Origin of the sequence: Pseudomonas sp. H3(2019) (assembly GCF_007713465.1) — a bacterium.
Classification (GTDB): domain Bacteria; phylum Pseudomonadota; class Gammaproteobacteria; order Pseudomonadales; family Pseudomonadaceae; genus Aquipseudomonas.
Window position 1 is genome coordinate 363,447 of sequence record NZ_VMSG01000001.1, and the last position, 16,103, is coordinate 379,549.

The 16,103-nt window shown below is 60.0% G+C and carries 16 protein-coding genes and 2 pseudogenes; 10 read left to right on the top strand and 8 right to left on the bottom strand.

The genetic code is table 11. From position 1 onward, the window contains the following. The first annotated feature begins 8 nt into the window (after window positions 1-8). The 3 genes from FPT12_RS01770 to fdhA all read left to right on the top strand — a co-directional run bounded on the left by FPT12_RS01770 (window position 9) and on the right by fdhA (window position 2,847). Window positions 9-641: a sarcosine oxidase subunit gamma gene (locus tag FPT12_RS01770; RefSeq protein ID WP_145014367.1), complete on the top strand. Its 633-nt coding sequence runs from the start codon at window positions 9-11 to the stop codon at window positions 639-641. 61 nt (window positions 642-702) lie between these two features. After that, window positions 703-1,560, top strand: coding sequence for a formyltetrahydrofolate deformylase (gene purU / locus FPT12_RS01775; protein ID WP_145014368.1), 858 nt, complete (start codon window positions 703-705; stop codon window positions 1,558-1,560). Between the two features lie 87 nt (window positions 1,561-1,647). Beyond that, on the top strand, window positions 1,648-2,847 hold the full coding sequence (gene fdhA, locus FPT12_RS01780) for a formaldehyde dehydrogenase, glutathione-independent (protein WP_095147197.1): 1,200 nt from the start codon (window positions 1,648-1,650) through the stop codon (window positions 2,845-2,847). A 70-nt stretch (window positions 2,848-2,917) separates the two neighbouring features. Here the strand turns inward: fdhA and FPT12_RS01785 are convergent, their stop codons facing one another. Continuing rightward, complete coding sequence (locus FPT12_RS01785; RefSeq protein WP_145014369.1) at window positions 2,918-3,592, bottom strand: anti-sigma factor domain-containing protein; 675 nt, start codon at window positions 3,590-3,592, stop codon at window positions 2,918-2,920. Then, a pseudogene (locus FPT12_RS01790) lies at window positions 3,589-4,220 on the bottom strand (sigma-70 family RNA polymerase sigma factor). The gene FPT12_RS01785 and the pseudogene FPT12_RS01790 overlap by 4 nt, the downstream one beginning before the upstream one ends. Window positions 4,221-4,461: 241 nt before the next feature. Between FPT12_RS01790 and FPT12_RS01795 the strand changes: the two are divergent. Next, complete coding sequence (locus tag FPT12_RS01795; protein ID WP_145014371.1) at window positions 4,462-5,025, top strand: DUF2780 domain-containing protein; 564 nt, start codon at window positions 4,462-4,464, stop codon at window positions 5,023-5,025. Here FPT12_RS01795 and FPT12_RS27855 read toward each other — a convergent pair. Beyond that, a pseudogene (locus FPT12_RS27855) lies at window positions 4,984-5,163 on the bottom strand (acyltransferase); the annotation flags it as partial. The gene FPT12_RS01795 and the pseudogene FPT12_RS27855 overlap by 42 nt on opposite strands. A 74-nt stretch (window positions 5,164-5,237) precedes the next feature. On the opposite strand from FPT12_RS27855, the gene FPT12_RS01805 reads away from it, so the two are divergent. Next, window positions 5,238-5,801 (top strand): DUF2780 domain-containing protein, encoded by a 564-nt coding sequence (locus FPT12_RS01805; protein ID WP_123581236.1) that lies wholly within the window; start codon window positions 5,238-5,240, stop codon window positions 5,799-5,801. On the opposite strand, the gene FPT12_RS01810 is transcribed toward FPT12_RS01805, so the two are convergent. Then, entirely contained in the window at window positions 5,760-6,689 is a 930-nt protein-coding gene (locus tag FPT12_RS01810; protein ID WP_145014372.1) for an acyltransferase, read from the bottom strand. The genes FPT12_RS01805 and FPT12_RS01810 overlap by 42 nt on opposite strands. A gap of 204 nt (window positions 6,690-6,893) precedes the next feature. Between FPT12_RS01810 and FPT12_RS01815 the strand changes: the two genes are divergently transcribed. The 4 genes from FPT12_RS01815 (at window position 6,894) to creD (ending at window position 11,092) form a co-directional block, all read left to right on the top strand. Continuing rightward, on the top strand, window positions 6,894-7,397 hold the full coding sequence (locus tag FPT12_RS01815) for an ATP-dependent zinc protease (protein ID WP_145014373.1): 504 nt from the start codon (window positions 6,894-6,896) through the stop codon (window positions 7,395-7,397). Window positions 7,398-7,456: 59 nt separating this feature from the next. After that, window positions 7,457-8,137 carry a two-component system response regulator CreB gene (gene creB, locus FPT12_RS01820; protein WP_145014374.1) on the top strand — a complete coding sequence of 227 codons (681 nt, stop codon included), beginning with the start codon at window positions 7,457-7,459 and terminating at the stop codon, window positions 8,135-8,137. Beyond that, window positions 8,137-9,558, top strand: coding sequence for a two-component system sensor histidine kinase CreC (gene creC / locus FPT12_RS01825; RefSeq protein ID WP_145014375.1), 1,422 nt, complete (start codon window positions 8,137-8,139; stop codon window positions 9,556-9,558). The genes creB and creC overlap by 1 nt, the downstream gene beginning before the upstream one ends. A gap of 172 nt (window positions 9,559-9,730) precedes the next feature. After that, window positions 9,731-11,092: a cell envelope integrity protein CreD gene (gene creD, locus FPT12_RS01830; protein WP_145014376.1), complete on the top strand. Its 1,362-nt coding sequence runs from the start codon at window positions 9,731-9,733 to the stop codon at window positions 11,090-11,092. A gap of 128 nt (window positions 11,093-11,220) precedes the next feature. Here creD and FPT12_RS01840 read toward each other — a convergent pair whose 3' ends face one another. From FPT12_RS01840 to FPT12_RS01850, 3 genes are all read right to left on the bottom strand, one after another. Then, a complete protein-coding gene (locus tag FPT12_RS01840; protein WP_145014378.1) occupies window positions 11,221-11,850 on the bottom strand; it encodes a glutathione S-transferase in 630 nt (209 codons plus the stop codon). Between the two features lie 114 nt (window positions 11,851-11,964). After that, window positions 11,965-12,672 carry a PolC-type DNA polymerase III gene (locus FPT12_RS01845; protein ID WP_145014379.1) on the bottom strand — a complete coding sequence of 236 codons (708 nt, stop codon included), beginning with the start codon at window positions 12,670-12,672 and terminating at the stop codon, window positions 11,965-11,967. After that, complete coding sequence (locus FPT12_RS01850; protein WP_145014380.1) at window positions 12,669-14,609, bottom strand: putative nucleotidyltransferase substrate binding domain-containing protein; 1,941 nt, start codon at window positions 14,607-14,609, stop codon at window positions 12,669-12,671. The genes FPT12_RS01845 and FPT12_RS01850 overlap by 4 nt, the downstream gene beginning before the upstream one ends. A 254-nt stretch (window positions 14,610-14,863) precedes the next feature. On the opposite strand from FPT12_RS01850, the gene FPT12_RS01855 reads away from it, so the two are divergent. After that, the gene (locus FPT12_RS01855; protein ID WP_145014381.1) at window positions 14,864-15,310 is read left to right on the top strand and encodes a response regulator; all 447 of its coding nucleotides are present in this window, start codon (window positions 14,864-14,866) and stop codon (window positions 15,308-15,310) included. A gap of 46 nt (window positions 15,311-15,356) precedes the next feature. Here FPT12_RS01855 and FPT12_RS01860 read toward each other — a convergent pair whose 3' ends face one another. Continuing rightward, the gene (locus tag FPT12_RS01860) at window positions 15,357-16,076 is read right to left on the bottom strand and encodes a 16S rRNA (uracil(1498)-N(3))-methyltransferase (RefSeq protein WP_145014382.1); all 720 of its coding nucleotides are present in this window, start codon (window positions 16,074-16,076) and stop codon (window positions 15,357-15,359) included. Window positions 16,077-16,103: the final 27 nt, after the last annotated feature.

Below are 16,103 nucleotides of genomic sequence, written 5' to 3' on the forward strand. Positions count from 1 at the left end.
GGTGCTTTATGACCACAGCCAACGTTTACCAACAGCGCCCGACCACTGGGGCAAAGGCCGAGTCGTCGCTGCACCACGCGGGCCTGCAAAGCCTGGTGGGCAAGGGCCGTAAAAACGCCGGTGTCACCGTGCGTGAGAAAAAACTCCTGGGTCACCTGACCCTTCGTGGCGATGCCCACAACCCGGCATTCGCTGCTGGCGTGCACAAGGCCCTGGGCCTTGAACTGCCGGTCGCGCTGACCGTGGTCGCCAAAGGCGAAACCAGCCTGCAATGGATGGGCCCGGACGAGTGGCTGCTGATCGTGCCGAGCGGCGAAGAATTTGCCGCCGAGAAGAAACTGCGTGAAGCCTTGGGCGATCTGCATATCGCTATCGTCAACGTCAGCGGCGGCCAGCAGATTCTTGAACTGAGCGGCCCGAAAGTCCGCGAAGTGCTGATGAAGTCCACCAGCTACGACGTACACCCCAACAACTTTCCGGTGGGCAAAGCCGTGGGCACCGTGTTCGCCAAGTCGCAACTGGTGATCCGCCACACCGCTGAAGACACCTGGGAACTGCTGATCCGTCGCAGCTTCTCGGATTACTGGTGGCTGTGGTTGCAGGATGCGGCTGCTGAGTATGGCCTTAGCGTTCAGGCCTGACACTGATGATCGTTCCCACGCTCCGCGTGGGAACGATCAGTAAACGAGGAGTCACCGCACTATGAGCCGCGCCCCAGACACATGGATTTTGACTGCCCATTGCCCAAGCGTCCTGGGCACGGTGGATGCGGTGACCCGCTTTTTGTTCGAACAGGGTTGCTACGTCACCGAGCACCACTCCTTCGATGATCGGCTGTCTGCACGTTTCTTCATTCGCGTGGAGTTCCGTCAGCCGTCGAGTTTCGACGAACAGGCATTCCGCACAGGCCTGGCCGAACGGACCGACGCGTTCGGCATGGTGTTCGAACTGACTCCGCCGCACCACCGGCCAAAAGTGGTGATCATGGTGTCCAAGGCCGATCACTGCCTCAACGATTTGCTCTATCGCCAGCGCATCGGCCAACTGGCGATGGATGTAGTCGCGGTGGTGTCCAACCACCCGGACCTCAAGCCGCTGGCTGATTGGCATGACATTCCTTATTACCACTTCCCGCTCGACCCGAACGACAAGCCCTCGCAAGAGCGGCAAGTCTGGCAGGTGATCGAAGACTCCGGTGCGGAACTGGTGGTGCTTGCGCGCTACATGCAAGTGCTGTCGCCGGAGCTGTGTCGCAAGCTCGATGGTAAGGCGATCAACATTCACCACTCGTTGCTGCCCGGTTTCAAAGGCGCCAAGCCGTATCACCAGGCGTACAACAAGGGCGTGAAACTGGTGGGCGCCACGGCGCACTACATCAACAACGACCTCGACGAAGGCCCGATCATCGCCCAGGGCGTGGAAGCGGTGGATCACAGCCATTACCCCGAAGACCTGATTGCCAAAGGCCGGGATATCGAGGGGCTGACGTTGGCCCGGGCGGTGGGGTATCACATTGAAAGACGAGTGTTTTTAAACGCCAACAGAACGGTTGTTCTTTAACTGCCCAAATGATCTACCCGAGCAATCAACGCGCCGCCGTTTTCTGGCGATGCGACCGCTACATAAAAACAACAGCGAGGTGAAAGCATGTCTGGTAATCGTGGTGTGGTGTATCTCGGCGCTGGCAAGGTCGAAGTACAGAAAATCGACTATCCCAAAATGCAGGACCCACGCGGCAGGAAGATCGAACACGGTGTCATCCTGCGTGTGGTATCCACCAATATCTGTGGTTCCGACCAGCACATGGTGCGTGGTCGCACCACGGCTCAAACCGGTCTGGTACTGGGTCACGAGATCACCGGTGAAGTGATCGAGAAGGGCAGTGATGTCGAGAACCTGAAAATCGGCGACCTGGTATCAGTGCCGTTCAACGTTGCTTGCGGGCGCTGCCGTTCCTGCAAAGAAATGCACACCGGTGTCTGCCTCAGTGTTAACCCGGCTCGTCCGGGCGGTGCCTATGGTTATGTCGACATGGGTGACTGGACCGGCGGCCAGGCCGAATACGCGATGGTGCCGTATGCCGACTTCAACCTGCTGAAACTGCCGGATCGTGACCGGGCCATGGAAAAAATCCGTGACCTGACCTGCCTCTCCGACATCCTGCCAACCGGTTACCACGGCGCAGTGACTGCCGGCGTTGGCCCTGGCAGCACCGTGTACATCGCGGGCGCCGGTCCAGTGGGTCTGGCGGCTGCCGCTTCCGCTCGCCTGCTGGGCGCGGCAGTGGTGATCATCGGTGACGTCAACCCGATCCGCCTGGCTCACGCCAAGGCCCAGGGTTTCGAAATCGCCGACCTGTCCCTGGACACCCCGTTGCACGAACAGATCGCTGCATTGTTGGGCGAGCCAGAAGTGGATTGCGCCGTCGACGCCGTGGGCTTCGAAGCCCGTGGTCACGGCCATGCCGGCGTGAAACACGAAGCACCGGCCACCGTACTCAACTCGCTGATGGGCGTGGTTCGGGTTGCCGGCAAAATCGGTATCCCTGGCCTGTACGTGACAGAGGATCCGGGCGCAGTCGATGCCGCCGCGAAAATGGGCAGCCTGAGCATCCGCTTCGGTCTGGGCTGGGCCAAATCCCACAGCTTCCACACCGGCCAGACCCCGGTCATGAAGTACAACCGCCAACTGATGCAGGCGATCATGTGGGACCGCATCAAGATTGCCGATATCGTGGGTGTCGAAGTCATCAGCCTCGACGACGCGCCACGCGGTTACGGCGAATTCGATGCCGGCGTACCGAAGAAGTTTGTGATCGACCCGCACAAGTTGTTTAGTGCGGCGTAAGGCTTGGGGCAAGACGGAAAAAAGGGCGACAGTGATGTCGCCCTTTTTTATGGTTGATGGGTTAACAGATTCACAACCCCGCCAACGCCCCTTGATACAACACCGGCCCGGTCGGCTGGCCCGTCGGCGAACCGCCTTCAGGCTCAAGGCTGACCGCCAGCGCTATCGGTTTACCCAGCAGCGCATGCTGTTCATCGCTCAACGCCACTCGACCTTTACCGCCGGCCGGGATTACGCCTAGCGAGATCGGTTTGCCATCCGCTGGAATCGCCCACAACTCAAGGCTGCGTCCGGGATCGACGGCGGCCAGGGCCAGCGGTTCGACTTGCAGGTAATCGTCGTGAGCCTTGATTCGCAAGGCAGGCTGCGCGCTGGCGCTGAGCAAGGTGGCGCTGTACTGGCTGCTGTCGCGGTTGTAGAGAATGCCAAGAGTCACTGCCACCAGCAGCGAGCAGACCGCCACTGTCACGCGCAACCAATTCCAGAAAGGACGTTTGGCCGGCACGTGCAGTTCTTGCGGCTCGATCCGCGCATTGATGGCGGTCCATACCCGGTCGGGCACGGGCACTGCCACCAGCGGTTCGTTGAGGCTGGCCAGGCTTTCTTGCCACTTGGCCAGTTCGATGCGCAGTTCGGCGTCGTCCAGCAGTAGCTGTTCGAAGCGGCGGCGCGCGGCGGCGGGCATCAGGCCAATTGCGTAGTCGGCGGCGAGGGCACGGCGCAGGCTTCCGGATTGATAGTTCATGATTCAAGGCACCTGCGCAGGCGCTCCATGCCACGGCGGATCCAGGACTTGACCGAGCCCAGGGGCGCCGCCAGATGATCGGCCAGTTCCGCGCAGGACAAGCCCTGAAAGTAGGCCACGGTGATCGATTGACGCTGCATGCCTTCAAGGGTCTCGAGGCAGCGGTTCAGCGCACTGGCTTCACGGTCGCTGCTGAGTAACTCCTGGGCCGAGGGCGCTTCGTCGACCAGCGTCTGTTCTTCCGGTTCGCTGAGGCGGTGGTCACGGTGTTTGCGTAACTGGTCGATGGCCTGGTTGCGGGTGATGTTGATCATCCAGGTCATTGGCGCCGACAAATGCGCCTGGTAGCGCGAGGCGTTGTTCCAGATGCGCACGAAGCTTTCCTGCAGCACTTCTTCGGCCAGGTCGCTGCGTCCCATGAAGCGTAGCGCTACGCTATGCAGGCGTGGTGCAACGCTGCGGTAGAGCGTCTCGAACGCACGGCGGTCACCCAGTGAACATTGGACGAGTAACTGTCTGAGCGGTTCGGCGTCGGCGGTGGAAATGACCATTCTCCAAGTAATCCGGTTGGTATGCGCTGTCGGTTGCAGGCTGAGGTTAGTTCACGGTGCGTTGTTGTTCCATTCACGGCGACAGCCCTCAAGGCAACGCCGGCCCTGATCTACAGGGCCGGCGTCAGCGCTTAGCTTTTCGGATATACGCAGTCGGCCGGAGATCGGATGCAGCGCAGGAAAAATATTTTTCGGCTAGATTTCACGCAAGCCGGTGCGGCGCACAATGGCCGGGAACAATTAATGTCGCGACCAGTTAAACGGCTGGTTTCCGCCACCTGATTGCAGGTGGCTTTCAGGGTTCAGGAGTTGGTTTCGATGAAGATTTCCCGCAGTTTTGCTTTGGCTTCGCTCATGACCCTGGCGACCAGCCCGGTCTTCGCCGCAGGCTTCAGCCTGAACGATGTGGCGGGTGCCGTGTCCGGTATGCAGGGCAGCGACAAGACGGCAGCCGCCGCACCGACCCCGCAGGCAGCAGGCTTGTTGAGTGCGCTGAGTTCGCTGAACGTCACACCGGAGCAGGCGATTGGTGGCACGGGAGCCATGCTGGGGCTGGCGAAGAATCAGTTGGGCGCGGCCGATTATTCCCAGTTGACCAATAAAGTGCCGGGTCTTGATCAGCTATCGGGCAGCAATGCATTGGGCAGCCTGGGTGGCGTGGGCGGTCTGCTCGGTGGTTCGCCTGGTAAGTCGGCAGGCCTGGACAGCGCCTTGGACAACGTCAAGAACACCAGTGACCTGAACAACGCCTTCACCGCGTTGGGCATGGACAGCGGCATGATCGGCCAGTTTGCCCCGATCCTGCTGCAATACCTCGGTCAGCAGGGTGTTGGCGGTTCGCTACTCAACAGCCTCGGCGGGATCTGGGGCGCCGGCGGCTGATTCAACCTGCTCGGCGCGCAAGGCGTCGATGCATGAGCCCTTCTCGGTCCAGAGCTGGTTGACCCAGTTCTGGACGCTCTGGCGAAACGCCGGATCGTTGCAGTGCTGAAAAAGGCTGGCGTCGCCACGGAACAATGCCTGACCCGTTCCGGTCAAACCAGCAGTTTTCCGCCCGCATTCGGGTGGCTTTCAGGGTTCAGGAGTTGGTTTCGATGAAGATTTCACGCGGTTTTGCTTTGGCTTCGCTCATGACCCTGGCGACCAGCCCGGTCTTCGCTGCCGGCTTCAGCCTGAACGATGTGGCGGGTGCCGTTTCCGGCATGCAGGGTGGCGACAATACGGCTGCCGCAGCACCGACGTCACAAACCGCCGGCTTGCTGAGCGCGCTGAGTGCGCTGGACGTGACCCCGGAGCAGGCCATCGGTGGCACGGGTGCCATGCTGGGGCTGGCGAAGAATCAGTTGAGCTCGACCGATTATTCGCAGTTGACTAAAGACGCGCCGGGGCTGGGCATGCTGTCGGGTAACGGTGGTCTGGGTATGCTTGGCGGACTGCTCGGTGGCTCATCCGGCAAGTCGTCGCCTCTGGACAGCGCCTTGGGCAACCTGGACAACGTGAAGAACACCAATGACCTGAACAGCGCCTTCAGCGCGCTGGGCATGGACGGCGGCATGATCGGCCAGTTTGCCCCGATCCTGCTGGAATACCTCGGTCAGCAGGGCGTTGGCGGTTCGCTACTCAATAGCCTCGGCGGGATCTGGGGCGCCGGCGGCTGATTCAACCCGCTCGGCGCGCAAGGCGTCGATGCATGAGTCTTTCTCGGTCCAGAGCTGGTTGACCCAGTTCTGGACGCTTTGGCGAAACGCCGGATCGTTTTCGTAATCACCCTGCCACAACGTCGGATCCAGCTCGCGGGTCTTGATGTCGATGATCACCGTTGGCACCGCGCCGCTGATCAAGTCCCAGAAACCCGGAATCTTCGCCTGTGGATACGCCACGGTCACATCGAGCACCGCATCCAGCTGTTCACCCAGCGCCGCCAATACAAACGCCACGCCGCCTGCCTTGGGCTTGAGCAAATGCTTGAACGGCGACTGCTGTTCGGTGCGTTTGACTGGCGTGAAGCGAGTGCCTTCGAGGTAATTGACCACACTCACCGGCTGGCGCTTGAACAGCTCGCAGGCGGCTTTGGTGATCTCCAGGTCCTTGCCGTGCAGTTCCGGGTGCCGGGCCAGAAAAGCTTTGCTGTAGCGCTTCATGAACGGGTAATCCAGTGCCCACCAGGCCAGGCCCAGAAACGGTACCCAGATCAGCTCTTTCTTCAGGAAGAACTTGAAGAACGGCGTGCGCCGGTTGAGCGTCTGGATCAGCGCCGGGATGTCGACCCAGGACAGGTGATTGCTGATCACCAGATAAGAGGTGTCGACCCGCAGGCCTTCGCCGCCGCGAATGTCCCATTGTGTGGGGATGCACAGGGCGAAAATCAGCTTGTCGATTTCGGCCCAGGTCTCGGCGATCCACATCACCGCCGCGCTGGCATCATCACGAAAGCGCCCCGGCAAGAGCAGTTTCAGCAGGGCAAACACCATCAACGGGCCGAACAGGACCAGGGTGTTGAGTAACAGCAGCAAGGTGACGAAACAGCCGGTGAGCAGGCGGCGCATAAATAACTCTTGGAAGCGTAAGGGCGCGCAATGATAAGCAGCTTCGGCCCAGAGGCCAAATCCGGGTGGCTGACGAATGTTTCACTTTTGTCTGGGTATGCTCCCGCGACTGCCGTTGATTGATTGTTCCCACGCAGAGCATGGGAACGATCGAGTTAACAAAGGTCTAAAATCCCGTCGTCCTACTCCCAGGGAATCCATTACGTGAAATCCATCCTCGCATTGTTAGCCCTTGTGGCCCTGCCGGTCATGGCCGCCGAGCCGACCCTTTATGGTCGTTACGAATACATCAAGCTGCCGGAAATCGGTGGCCAGGTCCTCAAGGCCAAGATGGATACCGGTGCGCTGACGGCTTCCCTGTCGGCCAAGGACATCGAAACCTTCACCCGCAATGGCGAAGATTGGGTGCGCTTCCGTCTGGGTACCAAGGATGCGAGCAGCAAGGTTTTCGAACACAAAGTCTTGCGCATCAGCAAAATCAAAAGCCGCGCCGACGAGGAAGATGAAAAGGACACGGCGGACGTCGCCAAGCGTCCGGTCGTCGAGCTTGAACTGTGCCTGGGCAGCATCAAGCGCACGGTCGAGGTCAACCTGACCGACCGCAGCAGTTTCAATTACCCGCTGCTGATCGGTGCCAAGGCATTACGTGAGTTTGGTGCGGCGGTGAACCCGGCCAGACGCTTTGTCGCGGATAAGCCTGACTGCTGATTGACGCCGAATCAGCCTTGGGGCACCGTTCGCCCACTTAATTGCCGGGCTTGGATGCCATGCCTCATATCCTGATTGTCGAAGACGAAGCGGCAATTGCCGATACGCTGATTTTTGCCTTGCAGGGCGAAGGCTTCACCACCACGTGGTTGAGCCTCGGCGCGGCGGCGCTCGAGCATCAGCGCATGACACCTGCAGACTTGATCATTCTGGATATCGGCCTTCCGGATATCAGCGGCTTCGAGACCTGTAAGCAGTTGCGGCGCTTCAGCGAAGTGCCGGTGATGTTCCTCAGTGCCCGCGACGGCGAGATCGATCGGATCGTGGGGCTGGAGATCGGCGCCGACGATTACGTCGTCAAGCCATTCAGCCCTAGGGAAGTTGCGGCGCGAGTCCGGGCGATTCTCAAACGCATGGCGCCGCGCGGGGTGAACGAGTCGTCCAGCGCCGTGTTCCAGGTCGACATTGATCGCGTGCAGATCAGCTATCGCGGTCAACCCCTGGGCCTGACTCGCCACGAGTTTCGTCTGTTGCAGTGTTTGCTGGAGCAACCCGAGCGGGTCTTCAGCCGCGAGCAATTGCTCGATGCGCTGGGGGTCGCCGCCGATGCGGGTTACGAGCGCAGCATCGACAGCCACATCAAAAGCCTGCGCGCCAAGTTGCGTCTGGTGGCTGCCAGTGCGGAGCCGATCCAGACTCACCGTGGCCTCGGTTACAGCTACAGCCCGGGGAATAGCTGATGCCGTTGGGAATCCGGATTTTCCTGGTTTATGTACTGTTCATCGGCCTGACTGGTTACTTCGTGCTCAACACGGTGATGGAGGAAATCCGTCCAGGCGTTCGACAGTCCACCGAAGAAACGCTGGTGGACACCGCCAATCTGATGGCCGAAATCCTGCGTGACGATTTCAAGGCTGGCACCCTCAACCAGAATCGCTGGCCCGAGTTGCTCAAGGCTTACGGTGAGCGGCAGCCGGCGGCGATAATCTGGGGGTTGCCAAAAAATTCGGTCAACCACCGTATCTACGTCACGGATGCCAAGGGCATTGTGGTGCTGGATTCCAGCGGCGTAGCAGTGGGCCAGGACTATTCGCGCTGGAACGATGTGTACCTGACCTTGCGCGGCGAATACGGCGCACGTTCGACCCGCGGCATCGCTGACGATGCCACTTCTTCGGTGATGCACGTTGGCGCACCGATCCGCGATAACGGGCAGATTATCGGCGTGGTCACCGTGGCCAAGCCCAACAGCTCATTGCAGCCTTACGTCGACCGCACCGAACGTCGATTGCTTTGGTACGGCGCCGGGTTGATCGGCCTCGGCTTGTTGTTCGGTGCGGCGTTGTCCTGGTGGCTGAGTGTCGCATTACGGCAGTTGACCGCTTACGCCCAGGCGGTCAGTGAAGGTCGACGGGCCGAGCTGCCGCACTATCGCGGCGCAGAGCTGGAGCAACTGGCCACGGCGGTGGAGCGCATGCGCACGCAACTGGAAGGCAAGGCTTACGTCGAACGATACGTGCATACACTGACCCACGAACTGAAGAGCCCGTTGGCGGCGATTCGCGGTGCCGCCGAGTTGCTGCAAGGCGAGATGCCGGCAACACAACAACAGCGCTTTGTCCGCAATATCGACAGCGAAAGTGCGCGGATGCAGCAGTTGATCGAGCGCTTGTTGAACCTGGCGCAGGTCGAACAGCGTCAAGGGCTGGAAGAGCGTGTACCGGTGCCGTTGGCAGCATTGGTCGATGAGTTGCTCAGCGGTCAGCATGCGCGTATCGAGCGCAAGCAGTTGAAGATCGAAAAGCAGATTTCAACCGATCTGGATGTGCTGGGCGAGCCGTTCTTACTGCGTCAGGCACTGGGCAATCTATTGGAGAACGCTCTGGATTTCTCCCCGTCCCACGGCGTCTTGCGCTTCACCGCCGAACGGCATGCCGAGCAGGTCGAATTCAAACTGTTCAATCAGGCCGAATCGATTCCGGATTACGCCCTGGGGCGTTTGAGCGAACGCTTCTATTCACTGCCACGCCCGGACAGTGGACGTAAAAGTACCGGCCTTGGGCTTAACTTCGTTGAAGAAGTAGTCAAGTTGCATGGGGGTGAGTTGCATGTCTGCAATGTGCCGGGCGGCGTCGAGGTGACGCTGTGTCTGCCCAGATGATCGTTCCCACGCTCTGCGTGGTAACGCCTCTAGGGACGCTCCGCGTCCAGTGACACAGAGCGTGGGAACGATCAGTCAGTAGGGCTTTTCTCCACACACTCTCCACATTTCCCCCATAAAACCCTCACACCCACCTTCCAGACTCTCCCTCATTCGAACAGGGAGAGAACCCATGAACCGCAGCTTGGCCATAAAACTTGGGGTAATTGCCCTTCTGATTGTGCTGTTGATGATCCCGTTGCTGATGATCAGCGGGGTGATTTTTGACCGCCAGCAACTGCGCAACGGTGTCCTTGAGGACATCGCCCGTAGTTCCAGCTACAGCCAGCAATTGAGCGGGCCGTTGATGGTGGTGCCGTATCGCAAGGTGGTCAGGACCTGGAAAACCAACGAAAAAACCAGCGAGCGTTATCAGGAAACGACTCAGGAACGGGGGCGACTGTATTTCCTTCCTGAACGTTTCGAACTCGATGGTCAGGTTCAAACCGAACTGCGCGCCCGTGGCATTTACGAGGCGCGGCTGTTTCACGCGGATAACCGGATCAGCGGGCACTTCTCTATCCCGGAGCACCTGGGCATCAAGGAGGACTTTTCCGACTACCAGTTCGACCAGCCGTTCCTGGCCGTGGGCATCAGCGATATTCGTGGCATCGAAAACGCCTTGAAGCTTGAACTCGATGACCAAAGCCTGGACTTTGTGCCGGGTACGCAAGTGGACTGGCTGGGCGAGGGCGTGCACGCCAGGCTGCCGGTGCTGGATGCGAACAACGCCACAGAACTGGCCTTCGGTTTTGACCTGCGTCTGCAAGGCACCGGTCAGTTGCAGATCACCCCGGTGGGTAAAACCAGCAAAGTCAGTTTGAAAGCCAACTGGCCGCATCCAAGCTTTATCGGCAACTACCTGCCGGCCCAGCGTGAGATAAGTGCTGAAGGTTTCAGCGCCAATTGGCAGGCCTCGTTCTTTTCCACCAATCTGGAAGAGGCACTCAATAGCTGCTTGTCCCATTCCAGCTGTGAAGAGTTCAAAAGCCGCAGTTTCGGCGTCAGCTTTATCGACCCGGTGGATCAGTACCTCAAAAGCGATCGGGCGATCAAATACGCGCTGCTGTTTATCGTGCTGACCTTTGCCGGGTTCTTTCTCTTCGAAGTGCTGAAAAGCCTCGCGGTACACCCGGTTCAATACGCCTTGGTGGGCGTGGCGCTGGCGTTCTTCTACCTGCTGTTGTTGTCACTCTCCGAGCACATCGGCTTTGCCCTGGCGTATCTGCTGTCGGCCGCTGCCTGCGTGTTGTTGATCGGTTTCTATGTTTGCCATGTGCTGCGCAGTGCGCGCCACGGGTTGAGTTTTTCGGCGGGATTGGCGGCGCTCTACGGTTTGCTTTACGGCTTGTTGAGTGCCGAGGATTACGCGCTGTTGATGGGCTCGCTGCTGTTGTTCGGCTTGCTGGGCGTGTTTATGGTGCTGACCCGTAAACTCGACTGGTACGGGATTGGCCAGGGCAGGATCGCCAAGCCAGAGGTGGTGTATGAGTAGGTCGCTGGGGTTGCGCGAGGATCAGTTGCAGGGTGAATGGTTGGCGATGCAGATTGCCGGGCTGTTTACGTTGGAGCGGGGTGATGCCCTTATCGGCAAGCCCCGCTCCCTCAGGTCAGCCGGTGCTGCTAAACCTTCGGTAGGGTCGCCAGCATCGACGGCCGCTGGCTTACTTCGGCATACCAGGCGCTGAGTTGCGGATTGCTCTTGCGCCACTCCAGGTCCGGATGACGCAAATCCAGATATCCAAGGGCGCAGGCAACGCTGATGGCCGCGACGTCGAAATGGCTGGTCAGTTCGGCGATGGCGTCGGCTTCCAGCACCGTCAAGGCCCGGCGGATCTTGTCGCGCTGGGCGTCGAGCCACTGGTCCCAGTGTTTCTCCGGGGCGCGCAGGGCGAGTTCATAACGGATCAGCACCGCGGCGTCCATGATCCCGTCGGCCAGTGCGGCAAGGGTCAGGCGCCGCCAGCGCGCCGTGCCTTCACGAGGGATCAGCGGATTACCGACATGCTGCTGATCGAGGTATTCGAGGATCACCCGGCTGTCGTATAACACGTTACCGTCGTCCAGGCGCAGCGCCGGGATCTTGCCCAGCGGGTTGTCCTGGTTCAACGCGGCATCAGGGCTGACCGGGCTCAATTGACTGTGTTGCAGCGCCACGCGGTCCAGTTGACCGGTTTCATGCAGCAGCACCATCACTTTGCGCACGTAAGGCGAAGCAGGGTTATGGAACAAGGTCATGCTGGGGGCGGACATGGACATTCCTCGGCTGTATTCAGGGGGCATGGGGCAGAGATCTAGCCTAGTAAGTTCCGGAGCGGCTGGCGAGGGGTTTGACGGTGTGATGACGCCAGACCAGACGCTGAACACCTAGAAGGAATGGCTTTGCTGCCGGCGTTTCCACTGGCTCAACCGCTGTTGCAGATTCAGTGGGCTGTGAATCTGCTGCATTTGCGCGCGGTTGAACAGGATCAACACCAACTCAGCCGTGGCCATGGCGTCGGCGCTGGCGTTATGGCGCTCGAAGACTTGCAGCTTGAACCACTTGATCCAGTCGTCCAGCCCGGCTTCGCGGATGTGCGCCTGTGGACACAGCAGCGGCGCCATGTCGGCGACGTCGAGGAACGGATGCTGCAAGCGATAACCCAGACTGTCCTTCAAGGCGCGACCGAGCATGTGCTGGTCGAACGGCGCATGAAACGCCAACAACGGACTGTCACCGACGAACGCCATGAAATCCAGCAACGCGTCCCGCGGATCACTGCCAGCGGCAATCGCGCTTGGGCCCAGGCCATGCAGTAACACGCTAGGCCCGAGCTTATGGTCGCTGCGCTGCAAGGTTCGCTCGAACTGCTGACTGAAATCAATCGCGCCGTCTTCGATCACCACGGCACCGATCGACAGCACCACGTCCTTGTTCAGGTTCAACCCGGTGGTTTCCAGGTCGACCACCACCCAGCGTTGCTCGCGCAGGCTGCATTCGCCCAGCGTCGGGACACTCGGCAGTTGATTCAGGCGTTGTTGCTGCGCGGCCGTCAATGCCGGCCCGGCGGGGCGCAGCCAGGAAAACAGCTTCATAGCTGATACCGCAGGGTCAGGCTGCTTTGCAGGCGTTGAGCCTGACGCAGGGATTCGCGCAGGATGCGCCGGTCCAGATGATTCAGGCTGTCCGGATCGACCCGATTGGAATAGGGCAGGTTCTCACGGGTCTGTCGCTGATGCTGCTGCATGCGGGTTTGCTGGATGAAGTGATAGGCCTCTTCATAGGCCGCACCGTCCAGTGGGTCGATGACTTCTTTGGCCACCAGTTGACGAAAGCGCTCCAGGGTATTGTTGACCTCTATGCCATGGGCCAGCGCCAATAGCCGGGCACCGTCGACAAACGGGGTCAGCCCCTGGACTTTCAGGTCAAGGGTGGCTTTTTCACCGTTCTTTTTCGCCAGCACGAACTCGCGGAAACGCCCGACAGGCGGCCGTTGGCGCAGGGCGTTCATGGCCAGCATGCGCTGGAACAGCCGATTGTCTGCCACCTGATGGAGAATCGTTCGGCGCAATTGCTCACAGCCTTGCTCATCGCCCCAGACCACCCGCAGGTCGAAGTAGATGCTCGAGCCGAGCAAATTCTCGGGCGTTGCTTCGCGGATAAACGCCGCGAAACGCCGCGCCCATTCGGCACGGGACAAGCACAGCTGCGGGTTGCCAGCCATGATATTGCCCTTGCACAGCGTAAAGCCGCAGAGCGCCAGGCTCTGATTGATCTGCTGGGCGATCGGTAACAGCTTGCTGCGAATCTCGGCCGCCTGCACCGCATCGCGCGCTTCGAAGAGAATGCCGTTGTCCTGATCGGTGTGCAGTGTCTGCTCGCGGCGGCCTTCGCTGCCGAAGCACAGCCAGCTGAACGGTATGCCGGGATCGCCTTTATCGGCCAGCGTCAACTCGATGACCCGGCACACGGTGTGATCGTTGAGCAAGGTGATGATGTGGGTGATTTGGGTCGAGGACGCGCCGTGGGCGAGCATGCGCTCGACCAGTTGGCCGATTTCGCCACGCATCGCCACCAGGTTTTCCACCCGTGGCGCGCTGCGAATGGTGCGTGCCAAGTGCACCAGATCGACGCGTTGCAGGGAAAACAGGTCGCGTTCCGAGACCACGCCGCACAACCGTTGGTCCTTGACCAGGCAGACGTGAGCGATGTGCCGCTCGGTCATGGCAATGGCCGCATCGAACGCGCTGTGGTCCGGCGTCAGGAAGAACGGCGCGTGGATCATGTGCCGGTCGATGGGCTGATTGAAGTCACTGGTGCCATCGGCGACCACCTGACGCAAGTCGCGCAGGGTGAAAATTCCCAGCGGGGCTTTCTGCTCATCGACCACCACGATGCTGCCGACCTGCTGCTCGTGCATCAGGGTCACGGCTTCACGCAGCGGGGTCGCCGGGCTGCAGGTCACGGGATGGCGCATGGCCAATTCGCCGAGGCGGGTATTGAGCGAGTACTGGGTGCCGAGGGTTTCCACGGCTTTTTGCTGGACTTGCTGGTTGACCTGATCGAGCAGACTGCTGACGCCGCGCAGGGCAAAGTCGCGAAACGGGCTGGAAAGGGCGAACAGCTTGATGAAGGCCAGCTTGTTCAACTGCAGGCAAAAGGTGTCTTCGGCGGCCAGGTGTTCGGTGCGGGTCGCGCGCTCACCCAGCAGTGCGGCGAGGGGAAAACACTCGCCGGTGGTGATTTCGAAGGTGGTTTCAGTGCCACCCTTGGCCGTGTGCGGACGTTCGCCGACCACCCGGCCCTGTTTGACGATGTAAAAATGCTCAACCGGTCCGTCCGCGGGCTTGATGATGCTCTCGCCCGGACCGTAGAAGCGTAGTTGGCATTGTTCGACCAGATAGGCCAGGTGCGCGTGTTCCATCTGATTGAACGGCGGGAAACGCTGAAGGAACTGCAAGGTGCCCTGGATGTTCTGCAGCACCGCTGTTTTCCCGGCCTGGGTGAAGGCATCCGCTTTACTCATAACCATTACCGCAGTCTTTTTCGAATTGTTGTTGTCGGAGTCACTGCCATGGTCGGCCCCTGCGCGAAGCGTGCCCATTGGACGTAAGTCTAGGTCGCAGTTCTCGAAGCGAGATTTCGGAAATGCCCTACGCTATTAATGCGCAAAAGCGCTGGTTAGCCCACTTGGAAAACTATCTGACGAAGCGCACATTTAAGCTCTGCTTAGCGATGTCCGACCATGGTGCTAGGGGATTGATCTGAACATGTGTAGAGAGATTTATGTCCGACCACGATATTTTGAGCGATGCCGAGCGTGAAGCGCTGAGTGCAGTCATGCACGAACCGGATTTGCCAGCACAACGTGTGCTGATCGTCGATGATGACAAGGACGCGCGGGACCTGCTTTCGGAGATTCTTGCTCTGGACGGCATCCGTTGCATGACAGCAGCCAGTGGTGAAAGCGCACTCAAACTATTGGAGTTGAACAAGTCGATCGGTTTGCTCATCACTGATCTGCGGATGCAGCGGCTCGACGGCCTGGAGCTGGTCAGCAAGGTGCGGGAGTCGGAACGGGCGGCATTGCCGATCATCATCGTTTCCGGTGACGCCAAAGCCCGTGATGTCATCGATGCCATGCACTTGAGCGTGGTGGATTTTCTGCTCAAGCCAATCGATAGCAAAGAGCTGCTGGCACTGGTCAAGCATCAGTTGGGGATGGAGCCTTAGCGGTGATCGTTCCCATGCTCACGTGGGAACGATCATGGCTGGGTCGTTAGAAATCGCCCCACAACTGCTGAGCCACGGCCAACGCCACCACGGGCGCGGTTTCGGTGCGCAGCACTCGCGGGCCGAGGCGGGCGGAATGGAAACCGGCACTTTGAGCCTGATCGACTTCCACGTCCGACAACCCGCCTTCCGGGCCGATCAGGAACGCCAGTGTCGTCGGTTTCGCATGGCTGACCAGCGGCTCGGCCACCGGGTGCAGCACCAGTTTCAGCTCGGCCTCGGATTGTTTGAGCCAGTCGGCCAGCAACAGGGGCGGGTGGATCACCGGTACTCGCGAACGACCGCATTGTTCGCAGGCGCTGATAGCGACCTGACGCCAGTGTTGCAGGCGTTTGTCGGCGCGTTCGTCCTTGAGCCGGACTTCGCAGCGGTCACTGAAGATCGGGGTGATTTCAGTTACGCCCAGTTCAGTGGCTTTCTGAATCGCCCAGTCCATCCGCTCGCCGCGAGACAAGCCCTGGCCCAGATGAATCTGTAACGGCGATTCGATTTGCCCGGTGAAGCTTTCCGTCAACGCCACGCGCACGCGCTTTTTGCCGACTTCTGCCAGGGTGCCGCGAAATTCCTGACCTGAACCGTCGAACACTTGCAGCGCATCACCCTCCGCCATGCGCAGTACGCGGCTGATGTAGTGCGCCTGGGCCTCTGGCAATTCATGCTCGCCGAGGCTCAAGGGGGCGTCGATAAAGAAGCGGGACAGTCTCATTCTGGTTCTCGTATTGATCGTTCCCAC

Excerpts from the sequence above, each read along its gene's own strand:
- FPT12_RS01795 (WP_145014371.1), top strand. The coding sequence starts at position 4,462 with ATGAAGATTTCCCGCAGTTTTGCTTTGGCTTCGCTCATGACCCTGGCG.
- FPT12_RS01845 (WP_145014379.1), bottom strand. The coding sequence starts at position 12,672 with ATGAAGCTGTTTTCCTGGCTGCGCCCCGCCGGGCCGGCATTGACGGCC.
- creC (WP_145014375.1), top strand. The coding sequence starts at position 8,137 with ATGCCGTTGGGAATCCGGATTTTCCTGGTTTATGTACTGTTCATCGGC.
- FPT12_RS01770 (WP_145014367.1), top strand. The coding sequence starts at position 9 with ATGACCACAGCCAACGTTTACCAACAGCGCCCGACCACTGGGGCAAAG.
- creB (WP_145014374.1), top strand. The coding sequence starts at position 7,457 with ATGCCTCATATCCTGATTGTCGAAGACGAAGCGGCAATTGCCGATACG.
- FPT12_RS01805 (WP_123581236.1), top strand. The coding sequence starts at position 5,238 with ATGAAGATTTCACGCGGTTTTGCTTTGGCTTCGCTCATGACCCTGGCG.
- FPT12_RS01850 (WP_145014380.1), bottom strand. The coding sequence starts at position 14,609 with ATGGTTATGAGTAAAGCGGATGCCTTCACCCAGGCCGGGAAAACAGCG.
- fdhA (WP_095147197.1), top strand. The coding sequence starts at position 1,648 with ATGTCTGGTAATCGTGGTGTGGTGTATCTCGGCGCTGGCAAGGTCGAA.
- purU (WP_145014368.1), top strand. The coding sequence starts at position 703 with ATGAGCCGCGCCCCAGACACATGGATTTTGACTGCCCATTGCCCAAGC.
- FPT12_RS01855 (WP_145014381.1), top strand. The coding sequence starts at position 14,864 with ATGTCCGACCACGATATTTTGAGCGATGCCGAGCGTGAAGCGCTGAGT.
- FPT12_RS01860 (WP_145014382.1), bottom strand. The coding sequence starts at position 16,076 with ATGAGACTGTCCCGCTTCTTTATCGACGCCCCCTTGAGCCTCGGCGAG.
- creD (WP_145014376.1), top strand. The coding sequence starts at position 9,731 with ATGAACCGCAGCTTGGCCATAAAACTTGGGGTAATTGCCCTTCTGATT.
- FPT12_RS01840 (WP_145014378.1), bottom strand. The coding sequence starts at position 11,850 with ATGTCCGCCCCCAGCATGACCTTGTTCCATAACCCTGCTTCGCCTTAC.
- FPT12_RS01785 (WP_145014369.1), bottom strand. The coding sequence starts at position 3,592 with ATGAACTATCAATCCGGAAGCCTGCGCCGTGCCCTCGCCGCCGACTAC.
- FPT12_RS01810 (WP_145014372.1), bottom strand. The coding sequence starts at position 6,689 with ATGCGCCGCCTGCTCACCGGCTGTTTCGTCACCTTGCTGCTGTTACTC.